Genomic DNA, 26,652 nt, shown 5'->3' on the forward strand with positions numbered 1-26,652 from the left:
GTATCGCCTCGGCCCAGGGCGATGGCGGGTTCGATCAGCGCGGTGATGGACGTCCGGATCCGCAGGGCAAGCCGATAGGCCGCCCAGATGCCCATGGCGATGATCGCCAGGCTGACCGCCAGGACCCAGATCATGGAGCGCCACAGATCGGCCTGCAGCGACGCGATGGGCGCGCCGATGGCCACGGCCCACATCCTGTCCCGGCTATGGCTGAAAGCCGTCAGTACCGGCACCCCCTCCTTGGTCTTGCTGTGCAGCGTGCCGTCCTGCTGGCTGCGCACCGCGTCGGCCAGCGTCGGCACGGCATGCTGGCCGATATACCGCGCTTCTTCGCGCGTGCGGCCCACGATCAGCGCCTCCTTGTCCAGCGCGGCCGCGACCCATCCCGTCGGCAAGGCCTGCCTGCGCAGGATCTGGCTGATGCGTTGCGGCCTGATCTCGGCGAACAGGCTGTACTGGACCTGGCCTTGCAGGGTCACCGGAATCCCGACGGCGATGGTCTGCTCGCCGCGCAGGGCGGTATTGAACAGGTTCGTGACGACGCCCTGCGGCGACCGGGCCTGTTGCCGGACCGTGTCCGGCAGGACGCTCCTGATCGGGGGGCTGGGATACGGCGCGCTGCTGTTGGCCACCAGCATGCCCTGGCTGTCGACCAGCACGTATCCATCGACATTCTGCAATTGCAGCGCATCCTGCAGCCGGCGATGGAAGGCGCCCAGCTTGCCCTGCTGCAGTTCCTCGGACGTTGCCAGTATCCGCAGGCCGGATTCGATGCCGCGCAGCTCGCGCTCCAGTTCCGCGACCAGCGTGCGCGCCATGCTGACGGCGGTCTCGTAGACGCGGTCCTTGCGCAGCAGATAGTCTTCGTAGGCGGCCGCCGAGGCCACCAGGATGGTCGGCACCGTACAGGCTATGCCCAGCCACAGCAGGGCGCGTCGGATGGAGGGCAGTCTTCGAGGCGAGCCATGCTCATCATCGATTGCTGCCATGGCCTATTTCCTGCTGACAGGGTTCAGTCATCGTGGCGGGCATGGTGCGTAGCAGTAATCCGGATTCTGGCTACATGGTTTAATTTCTTCGATAATGATCTGAAAGCTTGCGGTCATAGTCAAACACTAAATCGGGGTGTGCGGTCTATGGGGAAGTTTGTAACAACGCTGGTTTTTGTTATCGGACTTGTCTTCGCTGCAACGGTGCCGATTTACTTCGGGCTTGAACTATCCACCCAATTCGCCATCGAGCGTGCCAAGACACAGGCCAGGACGCTCTCGGCGGCGGTGCTCACGCGCGCGGACCTCGTGTCCGCGCAGCTGCAGGACCTGAGCCAATCGCTGCGCGTGCTGAGTGGAAAACAGCCCTGTGCGGCCTATGCGCAGTCGGAAATGGGGAAGCGGGTCCTGCAGTCCCCGGTGCTGCGCGCCATCGCCTATGCCGATGGAACGCGCATCGTCTGTTCGTCATTGGGACGCACGCTGGACGGCCTGGACCTCGGTCCGCCGGACTTCGTGTCCCTGCAGGGCATGCGCGTATGGCCGGACGTGGCGCTGCCGGCCGCGCCGGACTTGCGGTACATCGCGCTGTCCTTCAACGGCTACACGATATTCCTGAATCGCGGCGACTACGTGAACGCGATGACGCTGCTCGAGCCGTCTGCGACCATCGGCTTGTTCTATCCCGGCGAGACCAACCGCTTTTTCGGCATCGGCTATGTGAAGCCGGAATGGCTGCAGAGCGCGGCGACCAGGCAGGCCGTGGTCGGGGAGCTGTCGGGCACGGTGCTGGCGATCCTGCCGTCCTCGCGGTTCCAGCACGTGGCGGTGGTGGCCATTCCTCCCGAGGCGTATTTGCACGACTTCGCGGGCACGCGATGGGCGGTCGCCGCGGCCGGCGGAATCGCCGGCGTGATGCTGTGCGGCATGATCCTGTGGCGCAAGAGGCGGGCCCGCGACATGCCCCAGCTGCTGCGCCGGGCGATACGGGACAGGGAGTTCTATCTGGTCTATCAGCCCATCGTCGATATCCGGACCAAGCAGTGGATAGGCGTGGAGGCGCTGCTGCGGTGGAAACGGCCCTATGGTGCCGAGCCGATGGGGCCGGACATCTTCATACCGGCCGCCGAGCGCTGCGGCTTATCCGAGGAAATCGCGGCGCTGGTGTTCGATCTGGTGGCCGAGGACCTGCCCATCATCGAATCGCACGTGCACGGCTTCTATGTTTCGTTGAACATCTCCGCCAATGAGGTCAAGTCGGGATCGGGCCGGGCGCTGACGGAAAGGCTGCTGCAGGAGACCGGCCTGCCGCCGTCGTGGATCAACATCGAGCTGACCGAGCGCGGGCTGCTCGAGGAAAACGCCAGGGAAACCATAGACGGCATCCGCGCCCTGGGGGTGAAGGTCGCGATCGACGACTTCGGCACGGGCTATTCCAGCCTGGCCTATCTGGGGGCATTTCCGGTGGATTACCTGAAGCTCGACAAGGTCTTCACGCAAGGGCTCACCGAAAGAGGCGCCAAGCGCACGGTGGCGATGCAGATCATCGAGCTGGCCAAGTCCCTGGAGATCGAAGTGATCGCGGAAGGCGCGGAAACCGAGGAACACGTCAACGAGGTGGCCGCGCACGGCGTTTCCAAGGTGCAAGGGTGGTACTTCGAGCGCGCCCTGTCGCTGGAAAAGCTGCTCGAGGCCTTGCCCGTGAAGGGCGGGCGCGTCCTGCACGAGGATGGGCAGGGCGCCGACGAAGCGCAGGCGCGGCAGCATTCAGCCGGCTAGCCGCGCGCCTGCTAGTCTGTCAGCGGCCGCGCGCGCCGGCGGACAGAATCTTCTCTATCGTCCGGATCCGGTCGCGGCGCCGTCGCACGTTGCGGCCGGGCTTGCGGAACAGGCCCTTGAGCGGCTTGTTCTCACGGCTGGCCTGCAGGTGTTCGATATAGACCTGCGCCGATGCCGCGTTGTCGATCTTGTCGAAGATCCAGCAATAGGCGACGGGCAGCCGCGCCTGGCGATAGCGCGGTTCGGCGCGCGCGGCATCCTCGGCCAGGATGCGTTCGAGCACGAGCTGGTCCCATTCATCGGGATTGGCGCCGCAAGCCGCCGCCCATTCGTCCAGCAGGGTGGCCGCCGCCGGCGTGTCGTTGATGTACAGCGTGCCGCTCAGCAGATGGCCATCGGGCTCGTGGTAGGCGGCGATGTCGCAATCCAGCGCGGCCAGGCTGGGCCAGGGATTGCGGTGGAACACCGCGTCCACGTCCACATAGAGCATGGGGCCACGGTGCTTGCGCCGCATGCCGACCAGCACGCCGGGCTTCATGGCGGCGTTGCGCACCCAGGATCCGGTGGTGTCGATGGCCTGGGCGTCGACGGGGAGCTGGAGTCTTTCGGCGGAGCGGACCAGCCGGTTCTTTTCCGTTTCGTAGATGCTGTCGCGGGTAAAGAAGGCCACGGTCATGCCCATCGCGGCCAGGTCGGCGGCGGATGGCGGGTCGAGTTCAGCCTGGCCGGGAAAGTTCGCGACCGAGCGCTGATGTTCCGGCGACCATGGGGACAGTTTGCGTCTGAGCCATTGCAGCATGGGCTTGTCGTGACAATCCGAAATTCATGAGTGTGCCGATGCGCTCGGGGAGGGGCGGGCGCGCAGAACGCGTGTGCTGTGCGCCGGGCCGGCCTTCGAGGCATGGCTCGCGGTGGCCGAGTATATCGCGCGCCCTCCTGGCGTCTGCGGCGAGGCAATGCATTGGAACATCATTGCGTGGGCGCTTCGCATGCGCGTCGCGACGGCCCGGGATGGCGCATGCCAGGGCCGCGCGGCCGCCAGCCAAGGAGGCTGGCGGGTTCTCTCGGCATCCCGAGGTCGGACAGCCAGGCTAGGCGCAGAGCGCGTGGCTGTCGCGGGCCTGTACCTCCAGCCGGCCCTGTGCATCGGCCGCCCGGTTGGCTTCGACCAGCGCATACAGGTCGCGCGGATCGGCCAGTTCGGGTATCAGCCCGGCCGGCTGGCCCAGGCCCAGCTCCCGCGCCGCGTCGGCCAGGTAGCGCAACGCCGAATAGTCTTCCAGCGCGAAGCCCACGGAATCGAACAGCGTCACCTCGTCCGCGTCGCGGCGGCCCGGCGCCTGTCCGGCCAGCACGCGCCACAGTTCCGTGACGGGGTAGTCGGCGGGCATCTGCTGGACGTCGCCTTCGATGCGGGTCTGCGGCTCGTATTCGACGAAGGTGCTGGCGCGCAGCAGCACGTCGCGGTGCAGTTCGGTCTTGCCGGGACAGTCGCCGCCGACCGCGTTCAGGTGCATGCCGTCCTCCACCATGTCGGCGGTGAGGATGGTGGCGTAGGCCTTGTCCGCCGTGACCGTGGTGACGATGTCGGCGCCGCGCGTCGCTTCGGCCGCGCTGGTGCAGGGCCGCAGGCGCAGGCCGGGAACCCGCGCCAGATTGGCGGCGAGCTTGCGGGTGGCGGCCGGATCCAGGTCGTAGGCGCGGATGTCGGTGATGCCCAGCAGGTGATGGAAGGCCAGGGCCTGGAATTCGCTCTGCGCGCCGTTGCCGATCAACGCCATGCTGCGCGCGCCGGGACGGGCCAGCGCCTGCGCGGCCACGGCGGACATGGCGGCCGTGCGCAGCGCGGTGGTCAGGGTCAGTTCCGATACCAGCAGGGGAGTGCCGGTGGCCACGTCGGCCAGCACGCCCAGGGCCATGACGGTGGGCAGGCCGACATGCGGATTCTGCGGGTGGCCATTGACATATTTGAAGCTGTAGAACTGGGCGTCGGCCACGGGCATGAGTTCGATCACGCCTAGTCTGGAATGGCTGGCCAGGCGCGCCGATTTGTCGAATTCCGGCCAGCGCAGGAAGTCGGCGCGGATGCGTCCGGCCAGGTCTTCCAGGCAGCGGGGAAGGGTGCGCGTCGCGATGAGCGTGGCGACGTCTTTGGTGGTGAGCAGCGTGGTCATGATGAGTCTCCTTCTGTACTGATGAAAATTCTGACCAAAGGCGACGTCAGCCGGAAGCTGCCATTTCGGCAGGAAAACACGTATAAGATTTCACATTGGCGCCAATCGCCTGTCGAAATGACAACAATGGACACTCTGGATCAACAATTGCTCAGCCTGTTGCGCGCCGACGCCCGCAGCACGGTGGCCACCCTGGCCAAGAAACTGGGCGTCTCGCGCGGCACGGTGAACAACCGCATCACGCGCCTGGAAGACGCCGGCGTCATCGTGGGCTATACGGTGCGGCTGCGGCCGGAATCCGAGCCCAATCGCATCGGCGCCTGGATGAGCATCGCCGTGGACGGCAACGAAACCCGCCGCGTCGTTAGCCTGCTGCTGGGCGATCCCGCCGTGGTGGGCCTGCATGACACCAATGGCCGCTGGGACCTGCTGGCCGAGCTGAGCGTGGCCAATATCGAGGAAATGTCCCAGGCGCTGGACCGCGTCCGGCTCATCAAGGCGATCTCCGCCACCGAGACCAGCATCCACCTCAAGAGCTACAAGCTCGACTGAGCGCGGCCGCCCGGCAGCGGGCGGCAGGCCGCGCTTCCCGCCTTTTCCCCCGATTTCCGATCGACCTAGGGATTTCCCCGCCTTGTGGGACGGGTTTGCTCATTCCTAAAATTGGCGCCAATTTACGTTTCATAATTTCCGCGCCATCGCGGACGGCGGCCTTCGCCGCCGGCCAACCGAGAGAGCCATGCAGTCCAGCGCAGCAACCGCCGTACCTTCCGACAATGCCCGCGCCCGGGCCATCTATGACCTGGGGCACAGCACCATCTTCGCGGCCCGCAGCGATCCGCGCTTCTCGTACTGCATGTACGTGCCGCCGCACATCGACAGCGCGCGCCACCCGGTGGAGCTGGTGGTGGTCATGCACGGCACCGGCCGCGCCTTCGTCGAATACCGCGACGCCTTCGCCGAATTCGCGCGCTGGAACGACTGCATCGTGCTGTGCCCGCTGTTTCCGGTGGGCGTGCTGGGCGATGGCAACCGCGACGGCTTCAAGCAGCTGCGCGAGGGCGAGATCCGCTACGACCACGTGCTGCAGGACATGGTGGCCGAGGTCGGCGAGAAGTTCGGCCGGCGCTTCGAGCGCTTCGGCCTGTTCGGCTACTCGGGCGGCGGCCAGTTCGTGAACCGCTACGCCCTGCTGCATCCCGAGACGCTGTGGGCCGTTTCCATCGGCGCGCCGGGCTCGGTCACGCTGCTGGATCCCGAGCAGGATTGGTGGGTCGGCGTGCGCGATGCGCAGGCGCGCTTCGGCAAGGCCGTCGACGCCGAGGCGCTGAGCAAGGTGGCCGTGCACATGATCGTGGGCAAGGCTGACTTGGAGACCTGGGAGATCACGCACCGCGAGGGCGGCAAGTTCCACATGCCGGGCGCGAACTCGGCAGGCCGGACCCGTCCGGAACGGCTGGAGTCGCTGCGCCGCTCGTTCGAGGCGGCCGGCGTGCACGCGGTGCTGGACCTGGTGGACAACGTGCCGCACGACGGCCTGAAATGCGTGCCGTTAGTGCAGGATTTCCTGGCCGCCACGCTGCGTCGGCTGCGCAATGAATAAGGCCGGATCTGTCCGGCGCGTCCGGGCCGTCGCCGGCCGGCGGAACTGAGAGGAGCGAGCCATGCTGCGTTTTGCGCTGTCCCGGATCGTGATGGCCGTGCCCACGCTGCTGATCGTGGCGGTGGCGGTGTTCGTGATGATCCGCCTGATTCCCGGCGACCCCGCCCAGCTGCTGCTGGGCGACCTGGCCACGCCGGCCGCGCTGGCCGACCTGCGGGCGCGGCTGGGGCTGGACCAGACCTGGGCCGCCCAGTTCGGCATCTGGTTCTCGAACATGCTGCACGGCGACCTGGGATCGTCGATCAATACCGGCCAGCCCGTGCTGTCACTGGTATGGGACCGCTTCCTGGTCAGCGGCCGCGTGGTGGTGGTGGCCGTGATCCTGGCCGCGCTGGTGGCGGTGCCCGCCGGCATGATCGCCGCCTGGAAGCAGAACCAGGCCGCCGACCTGGCGCTGGTGTCGACGGCCACGCTGCTGGTGTCCATCCCCACGTTCTGGCTCGGCCTGCTGATGCTGATCCTGTTCGGCCTCAAGCTGCAATGGCTGCCGGTGGTCGGCTATGTGTCCGTCGGCGAGGACTGGAAGGCGGGGCTGCTGTATCTGATCATGCCCATCGCCACGCTGTTCCTGCACGAGATCGGCGTGCTCATGCGCATGGCGCGGGCCAGCACGCTGGAAGTGCTGCGGCTGGACTACATCACGCACGCGCGCGCCAAGGGCCTGCCGGAATCGGCGGTGCTGATGCGCCACGCGTTCCGCAACGCCTTCGGCCCGACCTGGACGCTGATCGGGCTGGTGCTGGGCAATCTGCTGGGCGGCATCGCCGTGGTGGAAACCGTGTTCACCATTCCCGGCCTGGGCCGGCTCCTGGTGGATGCGATCTTCGCCCGCGACTATCCGGTGATCCAGGGCTGCCTGCTGTTCGTGGGCGTGGTCTATGTGGTGGTGAACCTGCTGATCGACCTGTGCTATCCCATTTTCGACCCGAGGGTGACCGCCGAATGAAAAAGAAGATTCCAGCCAACGCGCTGATCGGCGGCCTGATCGTCGGCGTGATGCTCCTGGCCGCCGTCATGGGGGAGGTGTGGACGCCGCATGATCCGCTGAAGATCAATTTCGCCGCGCGCCTCAAGCCGCCCGGCGGCGGCTTCCTGCTCGGCACCGACGAGTTCGGGCGCGACGAGCTGTCGCGCCTCCTGGCGGGCGCCAGCAGCAGCGTGTGGATCAGCCTGCTGACGGTGGGCTTCGCCATCGTCGCCGGCACGCTGATCGGCACGCTGACCGGTTTCGTGCGCGGCTGGACCGACCGCATCATCATGGCCTTCAACAACGCCCTGCTGGCCTTCCCGGGCCTGCTGCTGGCGCTGGGCCTGCTGGCGGTGGTGGGGGCCAACAAGTACGGCATCATCCTGGCGCTGGGCCTGGCGTACACGCCGTCGGTCACGCGCATCGTGCGCGGCACCGTGCTGTCCCTGCGCGAAAAGGAATTCATCGAATCCTCGCGCGTGCTGGGCAATTCCGAGCTGTACACGATGTGGCGCCATGTGCTGCCGAACTGCATCGCGCCGCTGACGGTGCTGGCCACGTCCATGTTCGGCTGGGTCATCCTGGCCGAGAGCGCGCTGTCCTTCCTGGGCCTGGGCGTGCCGCCGCCCGCGCCGACCTGGGGCAACATGCTGGCCGCCGCAAGACCGTTCATGGCGCAGGCGTCCTACCTGTCCATCTTTCCCGGACTCTCCATCGCGCTGGCGCTGCTGGGCATCAACCTGCTGGGCGACGCGGTGCGGGACCGTTTCGATCCGCGCATGAGGGGCGTGCAATGAGCGCACTGGTATCGGTGTCGGGGCTGACCCTGACCGTGGGCGCCGGCGGGCGCGAAATCGTCAGCGACGTGTCCTTCTCGGTCGCGCCGGGCGAAATGGTCGGCATCGTCGGCGAGTCCGGCAGCGGCAAGACCCAGGCGGCGCGCGCCATCATGGGATTGACGCCCTCGCCCCTGAAGGTGGCGGGCGGTTCGATCCTGTTCGAGGGCGTGGACGTGCTGCGCGCCAGCGCCGCCGCGTTGCGCGGGCTGCGCGGGGCGCGCATCGGCATGGTGTTCCAGGAGCCGATGACGTCGCTCAACCCGTCCATGTCCATCGGCCGCCAGCTGGAGGAAGGTTTGAAGCTGCATCGTAACCGCCTGGGCGCGGCCGAGCGGCGCGAACGGGTGCTGGACATGCTGGCGCGCGTGGGCATACGCGATCCCAAGGCGGCGGTCCAGGCCTGGCCGCACGAGTTTTCCGGCGGCATGCGCCAGCGCATGATGCTGGCCTCGGTGATGCTGCTGGAGCCGGCGCTGCTGATCGCCGACGAGCCGACGACGGCGCTGGACGCCGTGGTGCAGCGCGACGTGCTGGAACTGATGGTGGCGCTGACCCGCGAGCATCGCACTGCCGTGCTGATGATCAGCCACGACCTGCCCATGGTGGCGCGCTACACCGAACGCATGGTGGTGATGCAGCACGGGCGCGTGCTGGAGGAAGGCGCCACGGCCGCCATCCTGGAGCGGCCCGCCCATCCCTACACGCGCAAGCTGCTGGATGCCATGCCGCGCCGGCAGCCGGCGCGGGCGGTCAACCGGGAAGCCCCCATCGTCGAGGTCAAGGAGCTGGTGATCGACTACGCCGGCCGCCAGCGCCTGTTCTCGCGCACCGGCGCCAAGCGCGCGCTGCACGGCATCGACCTGCAGGTGCGGCCGCGCGAGGTGGTGGCGGTGGTGGGCGGCTCCGGCTCGGGCAAGACCACGCTGGGCCGCGCCATCGCCGGGCTGCTGGCGCCGTCGTCCGGCCAGATCCTGTTTCGCGGGGCGGCGGTGGACCGGCGCGCCGCGAGCTGGCGCGACTACCGGCTCAATTGCCAGATGGTGTTCCAGGATCCGTATTCCTCGCTGGATCCGCGCATGACCATCGGCGAACTGGTGGGCGAAGGGCTGCGCATGCTGGGCGGCCTGTCCGCCCAGGACAAGCGCCGGCGCGTGGACGAGGTGCTGGCCGAGGTCGGCCTGGGTTCGGAATACGCCGGCCGCTATCCGCACGAGCTGTCGGGCGGCCAGCGCCAGCGCGTGGCGATCGCGCGGGCGGTGGTGCGGCGGCCGGCCTTCGTGATCGCGGACGAACCCGTGTCGGCGCTGGACGTGACGGTGAGGGCGCAGGTGCTGGACCTGTTCGCCGACTTGCAGGAGCGGCACGGCTTTTCCTGCCTGTTCATCAGCCACGACCTGGGCGTGGTCGAGCAGGTGGCCGATCGCGTGGTGGTCATGCGCGACGGCGCCATTGTGGAGCAGGGCGCGCGTGACGAGGTGTTCGACCGGCCGAGCGAGGACTACACCCGCAAGCTGCTGTCCGCGATCCCGGCGCTGGAGTCCACCGCGTCGGGCGGCGTGCGCCTGCGCTGGCGCCTGGACGAGCCGGCGGCGGCCCGGGCCTGACGGGGGAAACCGGGATCGATGTCCGGCGGGGAGTGTGCATAAAATACGCGCTTTGGATTTGATTCTCGGGAGTGGTCCATGCCGAAAGCGGCGGCGACGCAGCCGGGCCTGGTCGACCGTATCGCCCACGACATCCAGTCGGGCGTATATGGCGCCGGCGCCTGGCTGAAACAGATCGATCTGCAGGAGCGCTACGATTGCACGCGCCTGGAAGTGCGCCGGGCGCTGGACCAGCTCACGGCCAAGCGCCTGATCGCGCACATCCCGAACCGGGGCTATCACGTGTACGCCATGGATCCGGACGTGCACGGGCAGATCCGCGACATCCGCATCCTGCTCGAGACCGGCGCGGCGGCCGACCTGATGCCCAATGTCACCAGCGCCAAAGTGCGCGCGCTGCGCGCGCTGGCCGAGCGTTTCGCCAAGTTGTTGCAGGACGGCACGCTGCTGGAACAGTACGAGGTCAACCTGGCCTTCCACGCGGCGCTGTACGACCTGTGCAGCAACCGCGAACTGGTTGCGCTGATCCAGGAAACGCGCGCGCGCGGGCCGGCGGCGCCGGCCAAGGAATGGGTGACGCGCGCGCGCATCGAGATCTCCGCGCGCGAGCATTTCGACATGGTCGACGCGCTCGAGGCGCGCGACGTCAAGCGCTTGCAGAAGATCATCGCGGCGCACGTGGGCCAGGACATTTCCTGAGCGCGGCCGCGAATCGCGGCCTCATTCCCTGATCCGGCGGGCTATCTCCCCGGCACGCGGCGGCCATCCGGCAACGGATCGCCGCCGTGGTGCTTTTCGGCCGGCCGTCTTGCGCGCCTGGCCGCCACGCTTCAGGGATACTCCCGATGGCGTCATGATTCGATGCATCCATAATGTGCATCAAATTTTGGCGCCAAAAATGCATGAGCCGGCGCCGCAAGCCCCGGAGCCCCACATGCCTCATCCTTCCCTTTCCCGAACGCTCGCGCTCAGCCTCGCCCTGGCCTGGGCGGGCGTCGCCCAGGCGGCCGTGCTGACCATCGCGCAGCCGGCCGATATCCGCTCCATCAATCCGGGCGTGAACCGCGACAACACCACAGACGGCGTGGTGCTGCACATGGTGGAAGGCCTGGTCGGCTATCGCGAGGATGGCACCGTGGCGCCGCTGCTGGCGCAATCGGTGAGCATGTCGGACGACGGGCTGACCTACACCTTCACGCTGCGCGAGGGAGTGAAGTTCCATAACGGCGCCACGCTGAGTTCCGCCGACGTGCTGTGGAACTGGCAGCGCTACATGGATCCCAAGAGCGACTGGCGTTGCCGCAGCGATTTCGACGGGCGCAACGGCCTGAAAGTGACCGATGTGTCCGCGCCCGACGCGCGCACCGTGGTCATGAAGATCAGCCACCGATCCGCCGTGTTCCTGGATTCGCTGGCGCGCACCGATTGCGGCATGACCGCCATCGTGCACAAGGACTCGGTCGGCGCCGATGGCAATTGGGACAAGCCCATCGGCACCGGCCCTTACCAGTTCAAGGAATGGAAGCGCGGCGAATACGTGCTGCTCACGGCCTTCAAGGATTACGCGCAACCCCCCGGCGCCGGCGACAAGCCGGACGGCTACGTGGGCGCCAAGCGCGCGCTGGCCGACGAGGTCAAGTTCCTGGTGGTGCCGGACGCGTCCAGTTCCAAGGCGGGACTGGTGTCGGGCGCCATCGACGCCAGCCAGATCACCAACACCGACGTGGCCGAGCTCAAGGGCAATCCCGCCGTGGCGGTCATGACCCCGCACGACGCCACCAAGCACACGCTGCTGTTCCAGACGCAGGATCCGGTGCTCAAGAACGTCAAGCTGCGCCAGGCCATCGCCGCCGCGCTGGACATTCCGCAGGTCGTGGCGGCGGCGTCGGAAGGGCTGGGCGAGCTGAACAACTCCGCCGTCCACACCGGCTCGGCCTACTACAAGGAGGCCGAGAAGCGCGCCTACCGCCACGATCCGGCGCGGGCGCAGCAGCTGCTGAAGGAAGCGGGCTACAAGGGCGAGCCCATCGTCATCTATGCCAACAAGCGCGCCCACGTGCCGAGCTACCAGGTCGCGGTGATGGCGCAGGCCATGATGCAGGCCGTGGGCATCAACGCGCGCATCGAAGTGCTGGAGTGGGCCACGCAGCTGGACCGCTACAACACCGGCAAGTACCAGATCAGCTCCTTCACGTTCTCCTCGCGCATCGATCCCGCGCTGAGCTTCGAGCAGTTCTCCGGCGACAAGACCGCGCAGCCGCGCAAGGTCTGGGACGATCCGCAGGCGCAGAAGCTGATCGACGAGAGCTTCCTGGAATCCGATCCGGCCAGGCGCCAGGCCCTGTTCGACCAGCTGCACGCGTTGATGCTGGAGCAGACGCCGCTGCTGGTGCTCTACAACGGCGCCGATGCCTGGGCCACCGGCAAGCGCGTGCAGGGCTTCTCGGTCTGGGAGGGCAAGCCGCGCGCCTGGGGCACGTCGATTAAGCCTTGACAGTGACACGGTGGCCGGCCGGCATGCCGGCCACCGGCGTCCGGCGGGACGCGGCGCCTCTTCTCATGCACGCCGGGCGTGGCGCGGCTCCGCCGGAAAGCCATGGGCGCGCGCCGATCCGGCCAGCAGCAGCGCGGCGATCGCCAGCCCCAGCGCGGCCCAGGGCAGGGCGCCGGCGCCGGAGGCGTCCAGCAGCAGTCCGCCGACGATGCCGCCGCCCGCGATGGCCACGTTCCAGACCGTGGCCAGGATCGATTGCGCCACATCCGCCCCGGGGCCGGCCGCCTCGGCAGAGGCCGTCTGCAGCAGGGTCGGCGAACCGCCGAACGCCACGCCCCAGGCCGCCACCGCCACATAGACCGCCGGCGCATGCGTGCCCGCCAGGCCCAGCGCCAGCACGGCCAGCGCGAAACCGGCCAGGCTCAGCAGCGTCAGCGCGCGCAGCCTGCGGTCGATCAGCAGCCCGCTGATCCAGACGCCGGCCAGCGATGCCAGGCCGAACGTCAGCAATACCCGGTCCGTCTGTCCCGACAGGCCTGCCGGGCCGAGCAGGGGCGCCACATAGGTGTAGAGAATGCTGTGCGCCAGCACCCACAGCACCAGCACGGCCAGCACCGGGCGCAGGCCGGGGCTGCGCAGCACCGGGCCGACGCCCTGCCGCCTGCCGGCCGGCTGTCCCGCGAAATCGGGCACCTTCGCCAGGATCCAGGCCATGACCGCCAGCGTCAGCAGCGAGATCGCGCCGAACGCGCTGCGCCAGCCGAGCGCATCGCCCAGCAGCGTGCCCAGCGGCACGCCCAGCGACAGGGCGATGGGCGCGCCCACGCCGGCGATGGCCAGCGCGCGGCCCTTGAGCGGATCGGCCACCAGCCGGCGCGCATAGCCGGCCAGCATGCCCCAGATCAGGCCACCCGCCATGCCGGCCAGGAAGCGCGCGGCCAGGGCCGCGATGTAGTTGTCGGTCAGCGCCGTCAGCGTGTTGAACACCAGGATCGCGGCCAGCGCCGCGAGCAGCAGCGGGCGGCGACGCCAGCCCTGCGTGGCCGCCGTCAGCGGCACGGCGGCGGCCACCGAGCCGATGGCGTACAGCGTCACGAACTGGCCCGCCAGCGTTTCCGATATGCCCATGCCCGCGCTGATGCGCAGCAACATGCCGGCGGGCAGGGTTTCGGTCAGCAGGGCCAGGAAGCCCGTCATCGCCAGCGCCAGCAGCGCGCCCAGCGGCAGCTTGTCCGCGTCGGGATGCGCGGCGGTCCGCGCGGTCATCGTCGTCATGCTCTCGTCCTTTCATCGAGGTTCGGGCGCGCCGGAAGGCGGCAGGCCCATAGCTGGGACGCAGTGTGGGGGACGGCCGATAAATGAAAAACAGGCTAAAGTTTCAAACACTAATGACTCTGTAGTCATGAATGGGGGCGGGCAGGCATGGACAACATCAGCGCGCTGCACGTGTTCGTCCGTGCCGCGGATACCCGGAGCTTTACGGCGACGGGGCAGCAACTGGGCATTTCGGCATCGGCCGTCAGCAAGGCCATCGTGCGGCTGGAGGAACGGCTGGGCGTGCGCCTGTTCCACCGCTCCACCCGCACGATCAACCCGACGCCGGAAGGCGCGCTGTTCCTGGAGCGCTGCCGCCGCATCCTGCACGAAATGGAGGCCGCCGAGGATGAGTTGCTGCAGACCCGCAGCGAGCCGCGCGGCAAGCTGCGCATCAGCCTGCCGTCGGTCGGCACGCTGTTCATGCCCAAGCTGGGGGAGTTCAAGCGCAGCCATCCGGGCATCGAACTGGACATCGATTACTCGGACCGGCTGGTCGACGTGATCGAAGAGGGGTTCGATGCCGTCATCCGCACCGGCGAGCCCGGCGATTCGCGCCTGACGGCAAGGCGGCTGGGCGCTTGCCGCAAGGTGATCGTGGGCGCGCCCGCCTATTTCGAGGCGGCGGGCTGGCCGCGCGAGCCCCAGGACCTGACGCGCCATGCCTGCCTGCTGTACCGCTTTCCCAGCACCGGCAAGCTGGATGTCTGGCCGCTGGGCCGCGCGCCGGACGAGCCGGCGCTGGAACTGCCCGCCAGCATGGTGACCAACACGCTGGACCCGCAGGTCTGCTTCGCCGAGCAGGGCCTGGGCATTGCCTGCGTGCCGGAGATCGCGGTGCGCGAGCAACTGCGGCAGGGCAGGCTGGTCACCGTGCTGGACGACTACAACAAGCGCGAGATGGTCTTTCACGTGCTGTGGCCGTCCAGCCGCCAGCTGTCGCCCAAGATCCGGGCCTTCGTGGACTTCGTCGCGGCGGAGCTGTTCGCCGACTGAGCGGCGCGCTAGGAGCCGCTTCGTTCCACTTCCCAGGCGCGCGGCTTCTTCACCGCCCAGGGCCGGTAGCCCTTGATGTCGCTGCGGAAGGCGCCGATGTCCAGGCCGTTGTACAGCGGAATCGAGGGCACATCGGCCAGGAACAGGCGGTGCAGCTGATCGAAGATCGCCTGCCGCTTGCCGTGGTCGGTTTCCGCCGAGGCGGCTTCGATCAGCCTGGCGGCTTCCGGGTTGTCCCAGACCTTGCGCGGCTGCCTGGCCTTGTCGCCGGTCACCATTTCGTAGTTCAGCGCGGCGTCGAGCCGGGCCGAGTAGGGGAAGGTCATCAGCTGGTAGTTGCCGGCGTTGTAGCGGTCCAGCTGGGCGGCCCATTCCAGCACCGACAGCCTGGCGTTGAATCCGGCCGCCTGCAGCATGGCCTGCACGATGACGGCCGAGTTGTAGGACTGCGGATAGCGCTTGGTCGTCAGGATGGTCAGCTCCTGGCCCTTGTAGCCGGCTTCGCGCGCCAGCCTGGCGGCCAGCGCGGGATCGTATTGCCAGCCTTGGCGCTGCGCCGCGCCGTGATAGGACGACACCAGCGGCACGATCGAATTGTTGGGCTGGGCCAGGCCTTCGGTCACGGCGGCGGCCAGCTGCGCGTAATCGATGGCGTGCGCCAGCGCCTGCCGCAGGCGCGGATCGGCCAGCAGGGGATCGCGGGTCTGCATCAGCAGCGCCGTCATGCTCATCACGGGCGCGTAGGCGACGCGCACATTGGGATCCTGTCGCAACACCGGCACGTCGCTGTTGGACAGGTCCTCGATGATGTCGATGTCGCCGCGCTGCAGGGCGGCCTTGGCGGTGGAGTCGTCCGGCACGATCACGAAGCGCGCTTCGTCGACCAGCGGCCGCTTCGAACCGGTATAGCCGTCGGGCTTGCCGTCGCGGTTGGCGTAGCCTGCGTAGCGCGCCAGGCGGATGTACTCGCCGCGCTTCCATTCGGCCAGCATGAAGGGGCCGGTGCCGATGGGCTTGTCCCAGGCGCCGTCCGGCTTGACCGAGTCCCGGTGCACGATGCCCGTGCCGCCGCAGTCGGTGCGCGCCAGCGTGGCCAGGAACAGGCTGCTGGGGCGCTCCAGCCGGTACACCACCGTGCGCGGGTCCGGCGCCTGCACCGACAGCACCTTGACCGCGCCGCGGCCGTCGAATTCGCTGGCGCAGCGCCAGCCGGTGGCGGGCGCGGTGTCGCGCTGCCAGGACCAGAGCACATCGGCGGACGTCAGCGGCGCGCCGTTGTGGAACCGGATGCCGTCGCGCAGCGTGAAGGTGTAGGTCGTGCCGTCGGGGCTGATGTCCACCGACTGCGCCAGCAGGGGGCGGACCTCGGCGTCCTCGCCGTAGGCCACCAGGCCTTCGACGATGTGCAGCACGACGGCGTCGCTGTTGCTGTCGCGGTTGACGCCGGGCTCGGTGGAGCGGATGTCGGCGGTGAGCGAGATGCGCAGCGGCGCGGCGGCCTGGGCCGCGCCGGCCAGGGCCAGCGAGGCCGCCAGCGCGGCGCTGGACAGGATGGTCTTCATGGGCGGGTTTCCGGTGGCGGCCGCGTTCAGGCGGCGGGCAGCAGCAGGGGTTCGTCCTGCAGGCTGTAGCGTGTGAAGACGCGGTTCAGCGCGGGCAGCGGGGCCACCTCCATCAGTCCGGCGGCGGGTTCCATCACCACCATCGCCACCGTGGCCGACAGATTGTCGTGGCTGCCGGGGCGCGGCGGGCGGCACACGGAATACGGCGCGCCGAAGTCGTCGAACAGCGCGCGCTTGAGATCTTCGCGCGTCAGCTTGGGCGCTTCGTTCAGCAGCCGGCGCACGCGCCAGTCGCGGTAGGCGCTTTCGGGCGTGCTGGCGCGGCCGGTGTCGCGCAGCTTGCACAGGGCGACTTCGCTGACCCAGTGGTTGGCATGGACGATCAGGTCGTCCGCGCCGGGGTAGATCGGGAAGGCTTCGTCGGTGGTGCACTCGTAGTCCACGCCGAAACCGGCGGCCATGCCCAGCATGATGTTGTTGGAGCAGGATTTCGGCGTGGTGCTGACCGCCTTGATGGCCAGCGCGAAATGCTCCTGTTCCAGCACCTTGCGGCGGATCAGCGACAGCGGCACGCCGAGTTGCTGGAAGTCGCGGTCCGATTCCAGGTAGTTGGCGGTGATGGAGATGCCGGCGCCGTTCAGGCCGCTGCGCGCCAGGCCGCCGGCCTCGACGAAGGTGAGGATGTCCGGGCCGTTGTCGTTGCGCACGCGCAGCACGATCGCGGTGTCGGCGCATTCGGCGCGCCAGTCCCAGTTCTGGCCGTGGATCAGCCGGCCGTTGGCCGAGCGCGAGGGCAGGATCAGCGCGCCGGTGCAGCCGTCGCCCGGCTCCAGCTCGGCCGCCTTCTTCTTTTCGGCGCGGGCCTTGGCGATCACTTCGGTGCGCGCGTTGATCATGACCACGTCTTCGAACGTCACGCCGGCGCCGGCGGCGATGCCGCGCATTTCCTCCAGGTAGTGCGGCGCGAATTGCTCGATCTCGCGCGCGAAGCCCTGGATCAGTTGGCCGCGCGCCATGGCGTCGTAGCCCAGCGAGACCAGGGTCTGGCCGTACATGGCGGCGCTCTTGCGGACGCGGTCCGCCGCCTGCTGGCCATACGAACGGCCACGCGCCTCGGGCGCGCCCGATACGGATACGAAGGGGAATTGCGTGATCTGGGTCATGGGCGTGGGGCGGCGCCGGGCGCCGCGAAGCTTGGGGAAACGGATGGATTTTGGCGAAAATATAAATCTATTTTGGCGCCAAAAATAGCAAGGGTTTACCCAAACTGGCGGCGCGCCGCGCCGCCCATGGAAACTACCAGCGATAGCTCAGGTTCAACATGCCGCCGTAGCCGCGCTGGCCGCCGCCGCCGAACTGGCCGATGGCCTGGGCCGAGACCTGCACATTGCGTCCGATCTGTCCCTGCGCGCCGAGCTTGAGTTCGAGCGCGTTGCGAGACGGGGCCGTGTCCAGCGTGTTCGCGCCCATGCGCACGGACGGGGTGCCGGGCGAGTGGACCCAGTTGGCTTCCAGGAACGGCCGGATCTTCGGCTGCGGCGCGTCGGGCGCGGCCTTGGGATAGACGCGCACGCCGGCGCGTGTCGTGACGGCGTTGTGCTTGCCGCTCTGCATGCGGGTGCCCTGCAGCGTGGCGTCCTGGGCCTTGTAGTGGCTGTAGAGCAGCTGGGCCTTGGGCTCGAGCACGACATCGGCCAGCGCCGACCCGGCGGCGAAGGGCCGCAGGGCGTAACCGGTTTCCAGCGAGGCGGACCAGACGTCGGCGTCGTAGCGCACGGCGCCCAGGTCGCTGCTGATGCGGTTGTCGTAGCGGCCGTATTGCAGCCACGCGTCGGCATAGGCGCCCAGGCGGGTAGCGTCGTTGGCATAGGCGGTGGCATACAGGCCGACCGAATAGCCGGAGACCTTGCCGCGCGCGCGGGCCTGGGCGGTCTGGCCGGAGCCGGGCAGGCGCAGCGTGGCGTCCGAGCGCGTGCGGGCGTCGCCGTAGCCGGCCATCAGTCCGGCTTGCAGCACGCCGGAATTACCCAGGCGGGCGCGCACCACGTCGCCGCCGATCTGCAGCAGGGTGCTGTCGGTGTCGACCTCGACCTTGCCCTCGGCTATGCGCAGGCCGCCGTCGTGGCGGGCCAGGACGCGGGTCCAGAGTCGGCTGCCGTTATCTGCATCGGAGACGGCGACGCGGTCGCGCAGGCCATGCGAGAACAGATTCATGGCGGCGCGCTGGTTGCCGGCGTAGGCGCCGGTTTCCGGCGACACGTTCCTGAAGCCGGACGGATCGACTTCCGGCGGCGCGACCGGGTCGGTGGGCGTGACGGGGCCGGTAGGATCGGTGGGACCCGTCGGATCCGTCGGGTCTATGGGATCGAGCGGATCGGTCGGGCCAGGCGGCGTGGTGGGTTCGGTGTATTCCGAGGTCAGATACCAGTCGTCGGCCACGCCGCCGTTGCCGCCGCGCACCAGGCTGTAGTCGTAGCCATTGAGGGCGAGGGTGCCGATGCTGGCGCGGTAGCCGGTGGAGCCGGCGTCCAGGTGGAAGGCGTCGCTGGCGGTGACGCCGCCGTTGATGGTTTCCACCACGCGGATGCCCAGCGTGGTCTGGCCGCCGACGCCGTCGGCATTGATGACGCGCAATCCCGTATTGCCGGTGGCCGCGCCGCCGTCGATCACGAGCCGGTCGGTGGGCGAGTTGTCGTCGCCGAGCCGGGTATTGATCGACAGCGTGCCGCCGCCTTCGTAATTCTTGACCGTCAGGGTCTTGAACGCGCCGGATTGCGGCTGCGTGAAGGCCACGCTGCCGGCGTTCTTCAGCGTGTCCAGCGTGGAGTCGCCGCGCACGTTCCAGGCGCTGCTGCCGTCCAGCGAGAGGCTGTTGACGCGTCCGTTGCCGCGCTGCCAGACGGCGCCGGTGAGCGTGGATCCGTTCGTGAGATCCATGTCCAGCGCGCCGCTTTCGATCAGCACGTCGCCGGTCAGTCCGGAGGCGCTGGCGTCGAAGCGGATCTGGCCGGTCTCGACCGTCGTGGTGGTGCCGCCGGACGTGACATCGACGGAGCGCGCGTATAGCAGCACGCCATCGTCGGTGCTGCCGTCCCTGCGCGCCGTGATGTCGCTGCGGTCCAGCGTGATCCGGTGACTGCCGCCGCTCAGCAGCAGGCCCACCGCGTCTTGCGTGTCGATGCGCGAGCCATTGCCCAGGCTCAGCGTGTTGCTGACGCTGGCGGCTGTTCCGTAGCTCCAGATGCCGCGCGCGTCGGCGCCGGCGGTCTCGATGCGGGTGCTGTCCAGCGAGACGGCCGTGTTGTTGCTCATGGCCAGGCCGGCGGCGCTGTCGCCCAGGGTCCTGATGGCGGTGCCGCGCGTCCTGATGCCGCTGCCGCCGCCGCTGGAGAACAGGCCGTAGGCAGTCTTGCCTGACGTGTCGATGGTCGAATCGTTCAGTACGATGTTCGCGCCGCGCAGGCGGGCCAGGGCGCCCACGGCGCCGTTGCCGTGGGTCCGGATCGCGGTGTTGCTTGCCTCGATGGTGCCGCCGCTGCCGTATTCGATCGACAGGTAAAGCGCGTGGCCGTTGGTGCCCTGCGTGGTGATGGCGCTGTCTGTCAGGATGACATTGCCGGCGCGACTGTCGATGCCGATGAGTCCGGAATCCAGTGTGAGCCGGTTGGCTGTCAGCTTGTTGCCGGTTGAGGGCATCCAGATGCCGGTGCTGATTGGGCCCATGGACGTAAGGATGACGTTGTCCAGGGTGGCGGACGTATCCTTGGCGTTGATGTTGATGCCGATGGCCGCTTCGGTGCGCAGCGACGCATCACGGATGGTGGCGTTGGCATTGCCGTTCGAGCCCAGGTAGACCGCGTCGCCCTGGGACGATATCGAACCGCCGGTCATGGTCAGCGTGCCGCCGCCGACGGTGATACCCGTGCCCTGGTCCGTGCTTACGTCTGTGTTCTTGAGCGCGACGACGCTGTTGGCGTTGAAGATCTCAATGCCCTTGCCTCCGCCCTGGGTCAGGATCTTGCTGTCGGTCAGCTCGACGCGCGCGCCCTGTTCGACCTGGACTCCGGTGGAGAACCAGGAAGTGCTCTGGGTTGATATCGTCGTGCCATCCACCTTGACGAGCGTGCCCGCGCCGGACGCGTCGATGCCATGCGCCCCGGTGCCCGCAGTTTCGATGGTGCCGCCCTGCAGCGAGACCTGCGCGCCGGATGCGGCCTGGACCCCGTGCGAGTAGTTTCCCTTGGTGCTCACCGAGGTGTCGCGGGCGTCGATGGAACTGCCCGCGCCCGTGGCCGACAGTGCGTGGGCGCCCTGGCCCGCGCCCACGGTCGAGACGGTGCTGCCGGTCAGCGTGGCCGCGCCGCCCGCGCTGACCCGAAGGCCGATGGTCCGGCCGTTGGCGGCGTCGCCGGCGGTGATGACGGCCTGGTCCGCACTCAGGCGGTTGCCAGCGATGGAAACGTCGATCGCGGCGCCCGTGCCGGCATGGGTGACGGTATCGCCCGGATCCAGGACGATGGTGGTGGCGCCCGAGGGATCGTTGATGGTGATCTGCCCGTGTTCGACGGCCAGGACCAGGTTGGGCAGGGCGACGATCAGCCCCGCCACGATCGGATTGATACGAAACGGCATGTAGGGATTCCTTGCCCCATCGGGGAAGGAATGCCAGGGCAGCAGGGACGCGATTGCCTATGCCGGTATGACCGTGAATTCCTTCATGAGTGGGGAGTGCATGTTGTGGTGCGACTCATGATGGAGGGCGGGGGAGGCAAGATATATGAGACGATTCTTAAAGGACTCGCAAGATTTCGTCATATTGCTCAGCATGGGTTCTATCTGGATTCAGATAAGCAGTCCCAGGCCGATACAGAACATCGCCACGGCCACCAGCAGGTCCAGCACCCGCCAGGCCTTCGGCTGCGCGAAGAGCGGCCGCAGCAGGCGCGCGCCATAGCCCAGCGTGAAGAAGAACAGGAACGAGGCCGAGATGGCGCCCAGGGCGAAGGCGATTTTCTGCCCTTCGTATTGGCTGGAAATCGAACCCAGCAGCACCACGGTATCCAGATAGACGTGCGGATTGAGCCAGGTGAAGGCCAGGCAAGTGGCGAGCGTGGTCCACAGGCCGGCCGCCTGATTCTCGGACGGCGTCAGGCTGTCGTGATTGCTGCGCAGCGCGGCGCGCAGGCTGCGCGCCGCATACAGGAACAGGAAGGCGGCGCCGCCGTAACGCATCGCGGTTTCCAGCCACGGCAGCGCCGTGACCGCCGCGCCGAAGCCCGCGACGCCAGCGGCGATCAGGATCGCGTCGGACAGGGCGCAAGTCAGGCTCACGGCGAACACGTACTGCTGGCGCAGTCCCTGGCGCAGCACGAAGGCGTTCTGCGCGCCGATGGCCAGGATGAGGCTCAGGCCGAGCAGGAAGCCGGGAAGAAAAGCGTGGGTCATATCGCACCTGTGGGAAAGGGCGACAGACTATCGATGCGGGATGGATTAGAAAATCTAAATATCCTAATCCATGATTAGTGTGGCTTACTTTTCCGGCTGATGGCGCGGCCGCGGTTTGAGGCCCAATTGAAACGCCCCGCGCTTGCGCGGGGGCGCGCAGGCCGGGGCGAGCGAGTCAGGAGATCAAGGGAGGGCCGGGCTGAATCGTGCCCGGCGCGAGGCGTGAGGCCGCTCAGGCGTGTCCGTCGGCGGCCCGAAGCATGCCGTAGAGCTTGTCCTTCAGTTGCAGCTTTTCCTTCTTGAGCACTTCCACATCGTTGCCGGACGCCGGGACGATGCCGGCCTCCATGTTCTGGATCTGCTGGTCCAGCGCGTTGTGCCGCTGGAACAGCGCCGAGAAATGGGCGTTCTCGGATTTCAGCTGGGTAATGAGTTGACGGTATTCAGGGAACATATGACGGCCTCTCTGCTGGGTCCGGGTCAGGGAAAAGCACGAACCCAGGGAGGGCGCGCGCGAGCTTTGGAAGTGTCGGTTCCATGACAACGCAAGCCGCAACCCTTGTCAATCTTGCGGGTATCCGCCAGTTCCGGCGGGTTTGACCGTCCGCAATCCGGCCGCTGATCAGGCAGTACGCAGATATGCACGCGTCTTCTCACGTTTGCTTACATTGTCGGGCGGGCCCGGCGATACACTCGCAGCCCCGTGGAGTCGTCATCGGAATGAAATGAAACAGCGCGCGCCCATCTATCGCCAGATCTGGGAATTGTTCAGGCAGGACGGGCACATCCGTCCCGGCACCGGCATGATCAGCGGCGTGATCGCGCTGTTCCTGGCGATATTGGCGGTGCTGGGCGTGCTGGCGTTCCATTTTCCGGCGTATCTCACCACGCCCGAGCTGCGGGCCTTCTATTCCGTGGACGCGATGCGCGCGCTGCTGTTCGGCGCGCTGCTGGTCTCGGGCACCATCGCGCTGGCCAACATCGTCTTCGGCCGCCAGCGCTGGCTCAACATCGCCGCCTTCGCCCTGGTCTGCGGCGCGGTGGCCGCCGGCGGCAGCCAGGTCGTGGTGACCACCTCCAACACCGGCCACCATCCCTACCTGGGCCTGGACTGGTTCATCCTGGACCTGCTGGCCTCCAGCACCGTCTTCATCATCTTCGAGAAGCTGTTCCCGCTGTATGACGGCCAGCCCGTGTTCCGCACGGAATGGCAGGTGGACATGAAGCACTTCCTGTTCAACCACCTGTCGGTGGGTGCGGTGCTGCTGTGCATCAACTTCTTCGTGCACCGGCTGTTTTCCTGGGCCGCGTACGAGCCCCTGCAGCAGGCCATCGTCGGCCTGCCCTACGCGCTGGAGCTGTTCCTGGCGGTGCTGGTGGCGGACCTGGTGCAGTACGCGGCGCACCGGGCCTATCACGAGGTGCCCTTCCTGTGGCGCATCCACGCGGTGCATCACAGCACCCGCACGCTGGACTGGCTGGCCGGATCGCGGCTGCACATCGTCGAGCTGCTGATCACGCGCGTGGCCGTGCTGGGCGTGCTGTTCGCGCTGGGCTTTTCCAAGCCGGTGCTGGATGCCTACATCATCATCGTCGGTTTCCAGGCGGTGCTGATCCACTCCAATGTCAAGCTGCCCTGGGGCTGGCTGCGCTACATCATCGTGACGCCGGACTTCCACCACTGGCATCACTCGTCGGACACCGAGGCCATCGACCGCAACTACGCGGCGCACCTGTCCTTCATCGACTACCTGTTCGGCACCGCCGTGCGCGGCGTGAGCAGGCGCCTGCCGGAAAACTACGGCATCCTGGACAACGACATGCCGGGCACGTTCCTGGCGCAGCAGGCCTATCCCTTCCGCAAGAAATAGGCCCGGCCGCGCCGCCGGGATGCGGACTCAGCGCTGTGAATCCAGCGCCTCGCCGTTGCGCGCCACGTCCTGCGCCTTGGCGTGGCTTTCGATCAGCAGCTGGTAGGCGGGGAATATCCGGGTGTAGACCTGAGCCCACTGGGCCGCGTCCTCGCGGTTCCAGGTGCGTTGCAGTTCCGAGGCCACGGCGGCCGTGTCCATCGGCACCACGCCGGCCTGGACGATACGCGCCAGCGTGATCTCCTGCGCCATCTTGCTGTAGGTGCCCGAGGCGTCCACCACGGCGAACACGCGGTAGCCGTCGGCGACCGCGCTGATCGACGGAAAGGCCATGCAGACGCTGGTGATGGTGCCGGCGATGATCAGGGTCTTGCGGCCCGTGGCCTTGACCGCCGCGACGAATTCCGGATTGTCCCAGGCATTGATCTCGCCCCGGCGCGCGACGTATTGCGCATGGGGCGCGTTGTCGTGGATCTCGGGGATCAGCGGGCCGTTCGGGCCTTGCGGCACCGAGGCCGTGGTGATGACGGGCATCTTGCTCAGCGTGGCCATGCTGGCCAGGGCGGCGGCGCGGGCGCGCAGCTCGGGCATGGGCATGTCGGCCACGGTCTGGAACAGGCCGCTCTGGTGGTCGATGAGCAGCATGGCGGCGTCGTCGGGATCGATCACGGGGCGCTGGCCGTTGAAGTTGGCGGGGGTGGTCATGGCGGACTCCGAAAAGAAGAATGAGGCTTCATCCTAGAATCCGGCCCGCCGCCGCGGTAGCCGTCGAAAACCGGCCGCAGCGTCCTATCCGCAGGACGCTGTCCGGCCCCGAGGCCCGGATCTGTTCCGATCCGGCAGTCCGCGACAGGCGGGCAAGCCCACTGCCGGACTAGGGGCGTTCGCCCAGCTCCCGGCATTCCTCGCGTTCGCGCCGGGCCAGCTTCTGGTATTCGGCGCCCATGAAATCCAGCAGCTCGCGCACGCCGGGCAAGAGTCCCCGGCGCGATGGAAACACGGCATGCACGCTGCCAGGCTCGGGCGCCCAGGGCCGGCCCACGTCGACCAGCCGGCCGTCCGCCAGTTCCTCACGGATCATCAGGAGGGGCAGCGCCGCCACGCCCACGCCCTGCACGGCGGCCTGCTTCAGCGCCATCATGTCGTCGGTCACCAGGCGCGGGGAGAAGGGCACGCTCAGGCGGGCGCCGTCCGGCCCGTCCAGCTTCCAGTGGCTTTCGCGTCCGTCGATGCCCAGCGCCAGCGTCGGCAGCTGGCCGAGCGCGCCTGGATCCGCGGGCAGCGCCACGGCGCGCGCCAGCGCGGGCGCGGCGACCAGGCGCTGGCCGCTCATGCCCAGCGGCTTCATGACCAGATCGCTGCTTTCGATGGGGCCGAAGCGCACCCGCACGGCCAGGTCGTAGCCCTCGCGCAGCACGTCCACCGGACGGCTGAAGCTCTTCAGGTAGACCTGCACCTTCGGGCACTTGACCATGAAGCGCGCGATCAGCTCGCCCAGGAAATAGTGGATCAGCGCCGGCGGCGCGCTCAGGCGGATGGTGCCTTGCGGCTCGGCGTGGGTGCGGTCGATGACTTCCTGCGCGGCCTCGGCGCCGGCCAGCATGGACAGGCACTGCTCGTAGTATTCCTGGCCCAGCTCCGTGACCGCGAAGCTGCGGGTCGAGCGCTGGATCAGGCGCACGCCCAGCCGTTCCTCCAGCAGCGCGATGCGCCGGCTCAGCCGCGACTTGGGTATGCCCAGCGCCCGGCCGGCGGGCGCGAAGCCGCCGTTCCGGACGACCTGCACGAAGTAATAGAGGTCGTTCAAGTCGTGCATGATGTGCCTGCCGTTCTGGAAATGGGACGATGCCAGGGCAAGCATATACCGGCCGCGCGGCGGGGCCGCGTTCAGGCCGGCGCCTGCGCCGCCTCGTCCCGCCAGCGCTGCTTGTCGCGCAGCGGCGGCGCGCCGAACAGGCGGCTGTACTCGCGGCTGAACTGCGACGAGCTTTCATAGCCCACCGCGTGCGCGGCCAGCGCCACGCCGGCGTCGTCGGCCAGCATGATGCGGCGCGCCTCCTGCAGGCGCAGGTGCTTCTGGTACTGCAGCGGGCTCATGGCCGTGGCCTGCTTGAAATGATGGTGCAGCGAGGACACGCTCATGTGCACGTCGCGGGCGATGTCCTCCACGCGCAGGGGCTGGGCGTAGTTGTCGCGCAGGATGCGGATGGCCTTGGCCACGCGGTTGAGCTGGCTGTCCTGCAGCACCGTCTGGCGCAGCGCCGCGCCCTGGCCGTCCATCATCAGGCGGTAGAGCAGTTCGCGCTTGATCATCGGCGCCAGGAAGGGAATGTCGCGCGGCGTGTTCAACAGGCGCAGCAGCCGCAGCAGGGCGTCCAGCAACGTGTCGTCCAGCGGATTCACGCTCAGCGCGCGCGAGGTGTCGGACGGCGGCGCGGGCGGCAGGTTCTCGTCGCTGATGAGCGCGGTGATGGCCTCGGGATGCAGGTCCAGCCGCAGCCCCAGGTAGGGCCGGCTCGGGCTGGCCACCGACACCTTGGCGACCACGGGCAGGTCCACCGACGAGATCAGGTAATGGAACGGGTCGTACTCGTAGGCTTCGTCGCCGACCAGCAGCAGCTTGGTGCCCTGGGCGATGACAGCCAGCGCGGCGGCCTGGAAGCCGGGCTTGGGGCCGACAGGCTGGGACAGGCGGTGCAGGTGCAGGCCGTCGATGGGCGTTTCCATCGAGCCTTCCAGCGTGCCCGTCATGCGCTCCAGCAGGCGCAGCACTTCGGCGCGGGCGGAGGCGGTGGCGAGGGTGGAGGATTGGGCAGGGATCATGTCGACGGGGAAAGGCGGATCGCGGCGGGGGCGCGCCAGCGACAAGAACGCTGGCGGCAGGATCGGGTGCGGTCAGTGTATGCCTGGCCGGGGGACTCTTTCCAATGTGGGAGATTGAATCCGGAGAAATAG

The 26,652-nt window shown here is 68.0% G+C and carries 21 protein-coding genes and 1 pseudogene; 10 read left to right on the forward strand and 12 right to left on the reverse strand.

Annotation, left to right across the window (positions count from 1 at the left end):
- A pseudogene (locus KDH83_RS15820) lies at nucleotides 1-989 on the reverse strand (GGDEF domain-containing protein); the annotation flags it as partial.
- Between KDH83_RS15820 and KDH83_RS15825 the strand changes: the two are divergent.
- Nucleotides 966-2,768: an EAL domain-containing protein gene (locus KDH83_RS15825; RefSeq protein WP_212317550.1), complete on the forward strand. Its 1,803-nt coding sequence runs from the start codon at nucleotides 966-968 to the stop codon at nucleotides 2,766-2,768. The pseudogene KDH83_RS15820 and the gene KDH83_RS15825 sit on opposite strands and share 24 nt — an antisense overlap.
- A gap of 19 nt (nucleotides 2,769-2,787) precedes the next feature.
- Here KDH83_RS15825 and KDH83_RS15830 read toward each other — a convergent pair whose 3' ends face one another.
- Nucleotides 2,788-3,567 carry a putative nucleotide-diphospho-sugar transferase gene (locus tag KDH83_RS15830; protein WP_249205146.1) on the reverse strand — a complete coding sequence of 260 codons (780 nt, stop codon included), beginning with the start codon at nucleotides 3,565-3,567 and terminating at the stop codon, nucleotides 2,788-2,790.
- A 292-nt stretch (nucleotides 3,568-3,859) separates the two neighbouring features.
- Nucleotides 3,860-4,942, reverse strand: a complete 1,083-nt coding sequence (locus KDH83_RS15835; RefSeq protein WP_212317552.1) for an ornithine cyclodeaminase — start codon at nucleotides 4,940-4,942, stop codon at nucleotides 3,860-3,862.
- A 126-nt stretch (nucleotides 4,943-5,068) separates the two neighbouring features.
- Between KDH83_RS15835 and KDH83_RS15840 the strand changes: the two genes are divergently transcribed.
- The 7 genes from KDH83_RS15840 (at nucleotide 5,069) to KDH83_RS15870 (ending at nucleotide 12,509) form a co-directional block, all read left to right on the forward strand.
- On the forward strand, nucleotides 5,069-5,494 hold the full coding sequence (locus KDH83_RS15840; protein WP_212317554.1) for an Lrp/AsnC family transcriptional regulator: 426 nt from the start codon (nucleotides 5,069-5,071) through the stop codon (nucleotides 5,492-5,494).
- Nucleotides 5,495-5,681: 187 nt separating this feature from the next.
- Nucleotides 5,682-6,545 (forward strand): alpha/beta hydrolase, encoded by an 864-nt coding sequence (locus tag KDH83_RS15845; protein ID WP_212317556.1) that lies wholly within the window; start codon nucleotides 5,682-5,684, stop codon nucleotides 6,543-6,545.
- A 61-nt stretch (nucleotides 6,546-6,606) separates the two neighbouring features.
- Nucleotides 6,607-7,551, forward strand: coding sequence for an ABC transporter permease (locus KDH83_RS15850; RefSeq protein ID WP_212317558.1), 945 nt, complete (start codon nucleotides 6,607-6,609; stop codon nucleotides 7,549-7,551).
- Nucleotides 7,548-8,369: an ABC transporter permease gene (locus KDH83_RS15855; protein WP_212317560.1), complete on the forward strand. Its 822-nt coding sequence runs from the start codon at nucleotides 7,548-7,550 to the stop codon at nucleotides 8,367-8,369. Before KDH83_RS15850 ends, KDH83_RS15855 begins: the two co-directional genes overlap by 4 nt.
- Complete coding sequence (locus KDH83_RS15860) at nucleotides 8,366-10,015, forward strand: ABC transporter ATP-binding protein (protein WP_212317563.1); 1,650 nt, start codon at nucleotides 8,366-8,368, stop codon at nucleotides 10,013-10,015. Before KDH83_RS15855 ends, KDH83_RS15860 begins: the two co-directional genes overlap by 4 nt.
- A gap of 78 nt (nucleotides 10,016-10,093) precedes the next feature.
- Complete coding sequence (locus KDH83_RS15865) at nucleotides 10,094-10,714, forward strand: GntR family transcriptional regulator (RefSeq protein ID WP_212317571.1); 621 nt, start codon at nucleotides 10,094-10,096, stop codon at nucleotides 10,712-10,714.
- 235 nt (nucleotides 10,715-10,949) lie between these two features.
- Nucleotides 10,950-12,509, forward strand: a complete 1,560-nt coding sequence (locus KDH83_RS15870; RefSeq protein ID WP_212317573.1) for an ABC transporter substrate-binding protein — start codon at nucleotides 10,950-10,952, stop codon at nucleotides 12,507-12,509.
- 63 nt (nucleotides 12,510-12,572) lie between these two features.
- On the opposite strand, the gene KDH83_RS15875 is transcribed toward KDH83_RS15870, so the two are convergent.
- Nucleotides 12,573-13,784, reverse strand: coding sequence for an MFS transporter (locus tag KDH83_RS15875; protein WP_212317596.1), 1,212 nt, complete (start codon nucleotides 13,782-13,784; stop codon nucleotides 12,573-12,575).
- 147 nt (nucleotides 13,785-13,931) lie between these two features.
- Between KDH83_RS15875 and KDH83_RS15880 the strand changes: the two genes are divergently transcribed.
- Nucleotides 13,932-14,819, forward strand: a complete 888-nt coding sequence (locus KDH83_RS15880; protein ID WP_212317615.1) for a LysR family transcriptional regulator — start codon at nucleotides 13,932-13,934, stop codon at nucleotides 14,817-14,819.
- 8 nt (nucleotides 14,820-14,827) lie between these two features.
- Here KDH83_RS15880 and KDH83_RS15885 read toward each other — a convergent pair whose 3' ends face one another.
- The 5 genes from KDH83_RS15885 to KDH83_RS15905 all read right to left on the reverse strand — a co-directional run bounded on the left by KDH83_RS15885 (nucleotide 14,828) and on the right by KDH83_RS15905 (nucleotide 22,280).
- On the reverse strand, nucleotides 14,828-16,381 hold the full coding sequence (locus KDH83_RS15885) for an ABC transporter substrate-binding protein (protein WP_212317617.1): 1,554 nt from the start codon (nucleotides 16,379-16,381) through the stop codon (nucleotides 14,828-14,830).
- 26 nt (nucleotides 16,382-16,407) lie between these two features.
- On the reverse strand, nucleotides 16,408-17,544 hold the full coding sequence (locus KDH83_RS15890; RefSeq protein ID WP_212317619.1) for a C45 family peptidase: 1,137 nt from the start codon (nucleotides 17,542-17,544) through the stop codon (nucleotides 16,408-16,410).
- Nucleotides 17,545-17,677: 133 nt separating this feature from the next.
- Nucleotides 17,678-21,013, reverse strand: coding sequence for an autotransporter outer membrane beta-barrel domain-containing protein (locus tag KDH83_RS15895; RefSeq protein ID WP_212317621.1), 3,336 nt, complete (start codon nucleotides 21,011-21,013; stop codon nucleotides 17,678-17,680).
- A gap of 210 nt (nucleotides 21,014-21,223) precedes the next feature.
- The gene (locus tag KDH83_RS15900; RefSeq protein WP_212317623.1) at nucleotides 21,224-21,826 is read right to left on the reverse strand and encodes a LysE/ArgO family amino acid transporter; all 603 of its coding nucleotides are present in this window, start codon (nucleotides 21,824-21,826) and stop codon (nucleotides 21,224-21,226) included.
- Nucleotides 21,827-22,058: 232 nt separating this feature from the next.
- Entirely contained in the window at nucleotides 22,059-22,280 is a 222-nt protein-coding gene (locus tag KDH83_RS15905) for a YdcH family protein (RefSeq protein WP_103275702.1), read from the reverse strand.
- A gap of 271 nt (nucleotides 22,281-22,551) precedes the next feature.
- On the opposite strand from KDH83_RS15905, the gene KDH83_RS15910 reads away from it, so the two are divergent.
- Nucleotides 22,552-23,697, forward strand: a complete 1,146-nt coding sequence (locus KDH83_RS15910; protein ID WP_212317625.1) for a sterol desaturase family protein — start codon at nucleotides 22,552-22,554, stop codon at nucleotides 23,695-23,697.
- Nucleotides 23,698-23,724: 27 nt separating this feature from the next.
- On the opposite strand, the gene KDH83_RS15915 is transcribed toward KDH83_RS15910, so the two are convergent.
- From KDH83_RS15915 to KDH83_RS15925, 3 genes are all read right to left on the reverse strand, one after another.
- Nucleotides 23,725-24,402 (reverse strand): isochorismatase family protein, encoded by a 678-nt coding sequence (locus tag KDH83_RS15915; RefSeq protein ID WP_212317628.1) that lies wholly within the window; start codon nucleotides 24,400-24,402, stop codon nucleotides 23,725-23,727.
- A gap of 169 nt (nucleotides 24,403-24,571) precedes the next feature.
- The gene (locus tag KDH83_RS15920) at nucleotides 24,572-25,513 is read right to left on the reverse strand and encodes a LysR substrate-binding domain-containing protein (protein ID WP_212317630.1); all 942 of its coding nucleotides are present in this window, start codon (nucleotides 25,511-25,513) and stop codon (nucleotides 24,572-24,574) included.
- 71 nt (nucleotides 25,514-25,584) lie between these two features.
- Complete coding sequence (locus KDH83_RS15925; protein ID WP_212317632.1) at nucleotides 25,585-26,520, reverse strand: AraC family transcriptional regulator; 936 nt, start codon at nucleotides 26,518-26,520, stop codon at nucleotides 25,585-25,587.
- Between the last annotated feature and the right edge of the window lie 132 nt (nucleotides 26,521-26,652).

This window comes from Achromobacter sp. Marseille-Q0513, assembly GCF_018195695.1.
Classification (GTDB): Bacteria; Pseudomonadota; Gammaproteobacteria; order Burkholderiales; family Burkholderiaceae_B; genus Achromobacter.

What these genes read in the sequence shown, in the direction of transcription:
- KDH83_RS15825 (WP_212317550.1), top strand. Translation starts at nt 966, where the DNA reads ATGCTCATCATCGATTGCTGCCATGGCCTATTTCCTGCTGACAGGGTT.
- KDH83_RS15830 (WP_249205146.1), bottom strand. Translation starts at nt 3,567, where the DNA reads ATGCTGCAATGGCTCAGACGCAAACTGTCCCCATGGTCGCCGGAACAT.
- KDH83_RS15835 (WP_212317552.1), bottom strand. Translation starts at nt 4,942, where the DNA reads ATGACCACGCTGCTCACCACCAAAGACGTCGCCACGCTCATCGCGACG.
- KDH83_RS15840 (WP_212317554.1), top strand. Translation starts at nt 5,069, where the DNA reads ATGGACACTCTGGATCAACAATTGCTCAGCCTGTTGCGCGCCGACGCC.
- KDH83_RS15845 (WP_212317556.1), top strand. Translation starts at nt 5,682, where the DNA reads ATGCAGTCCAGCGCAGCAACCGCCGTACCTTCCGACAATGCCCGCGCC.
- KDH83_RS15850 (WP_212317558.1), top strand. Translation starts at nt 6,607, where the DNA reads ATGCTGCGTTTTGCGCTGTCCCGGATCGTGATGGCCGTGCCCACGCTG.
- KDH83_RS15855 (WP_212317560.1), top strand. Translation starts at nt 7,548, where the DNA reads ATGAAAAAGAAGATTCCAGCCAACGCGCTGATCGGCGGCCTGATCGTC.
- KDH83_RS15860 (WP_212317563.1), top strand. Translation starts at nt 8,366, where the DNA reads ATGAGCGCACTGGTATCGGTGTCGGGGCTGACCCTGACCGTGGGCGCC.
- KDH83_RS15865 (WP_212317571.1), top strand. Translation starts at nt 10,094, where the DNA reads ATGCCGAAAGCGGCGGCGACGCAGCCGGGCCTGGTCGACCGTATCGCC.
- KDH83_RS15870 (WP_212317573.1), top strand. Translation starts at nt 10,950, where the DNA reads ATGCCTCATCCTTCCCTTTCCCGAACGCTCGCGCTCAGCCTCGCCCTG.
- KDH83_RS15875 (WP_212317596.1), bottom strand. Translation starts at nt 13,784, where the DNA reads ATGACGACGATGACCGCGCGGACCGCCGCGCATCCCGACGCGGACAAG.
- KDH83_RS15880 (WP_212317615.1), top strand. Translation starts at nt 13,932, where the DNA reads ATGGACAACATCAGCGCGCTGCACGTGTTCGTCCGTGCCGCGGATACC.
- KDH83_RS15885 (WP_212317617.1), bottom strand. Translation starts at nt 16,381, where the DNA reads ATGAAGACCATCCTGTCCAGCGCCGCGCTGGCGGCCTCGCTGGCCCTG.
- KDH83_RS15890 (WP_212317619.1), bottom strand. Translation starts at nt 17,544, where the DNA reads ATGACCCAGATCACGCAATTCCCCTTCGTATCCGTATCGGGCGCGCCC.
- KDH83_RS15895 (WP_212317621.1), bottom strand. Translation starts at nt 21,013, where the DNA reads ATGCCGTTTCGTATCAATCCGATCGTGGCGGGGCTGATCGTCGCCCTG.
- KDH83_RS15900 (WP_212317623.1), bottom strand. Translation starts at nt 21,826, where the DNA reads ATGACCCACGCTTTTCTTCCCGGCTTCCTGCTCGGCCTGAGCCTCATC.
- KDH83_RS15905 (WP_103275702.1), bottom strand. Translation starts at nt 22,280, where the DNA reads ATGTTCCCTGAATACCGTCAACTCATTACCCAGCTGAAATCCGAGAAC.
- KDH83_RS15910 (WP_212317625.1), top strand. Translation starts at nt 22,552, where the DNA reads ATGAAACAGCGCGCGCCCATCTATCGCCAGATCTGGGAATTGTTCAGG.
- KDH83_RS15915 (WP_212317628.1), bottom strand. Translation starts at nt 24,402, where the DNA reads ATGACCACCCCCGCCAACTTCAACGGCCAGCGCCCCGTGATCGATCCC.
- KDH83_RS15920 (WP_212317630.1), bottom strand. Translation starts at nt 25,513, where the DNA reads ATGCACGACTTGAACGACCTCTATTACTTCGTGCAGGTCGTCCGGAAC.
- KDH83_RS15925 (WP_212317632.1), bottom strand. Translation starts at nt 26,520, where the DNA reads ATGATCCCTGCCCAATCCTCCACCCTCGCCACCGCCTCCGCCCGCGCC.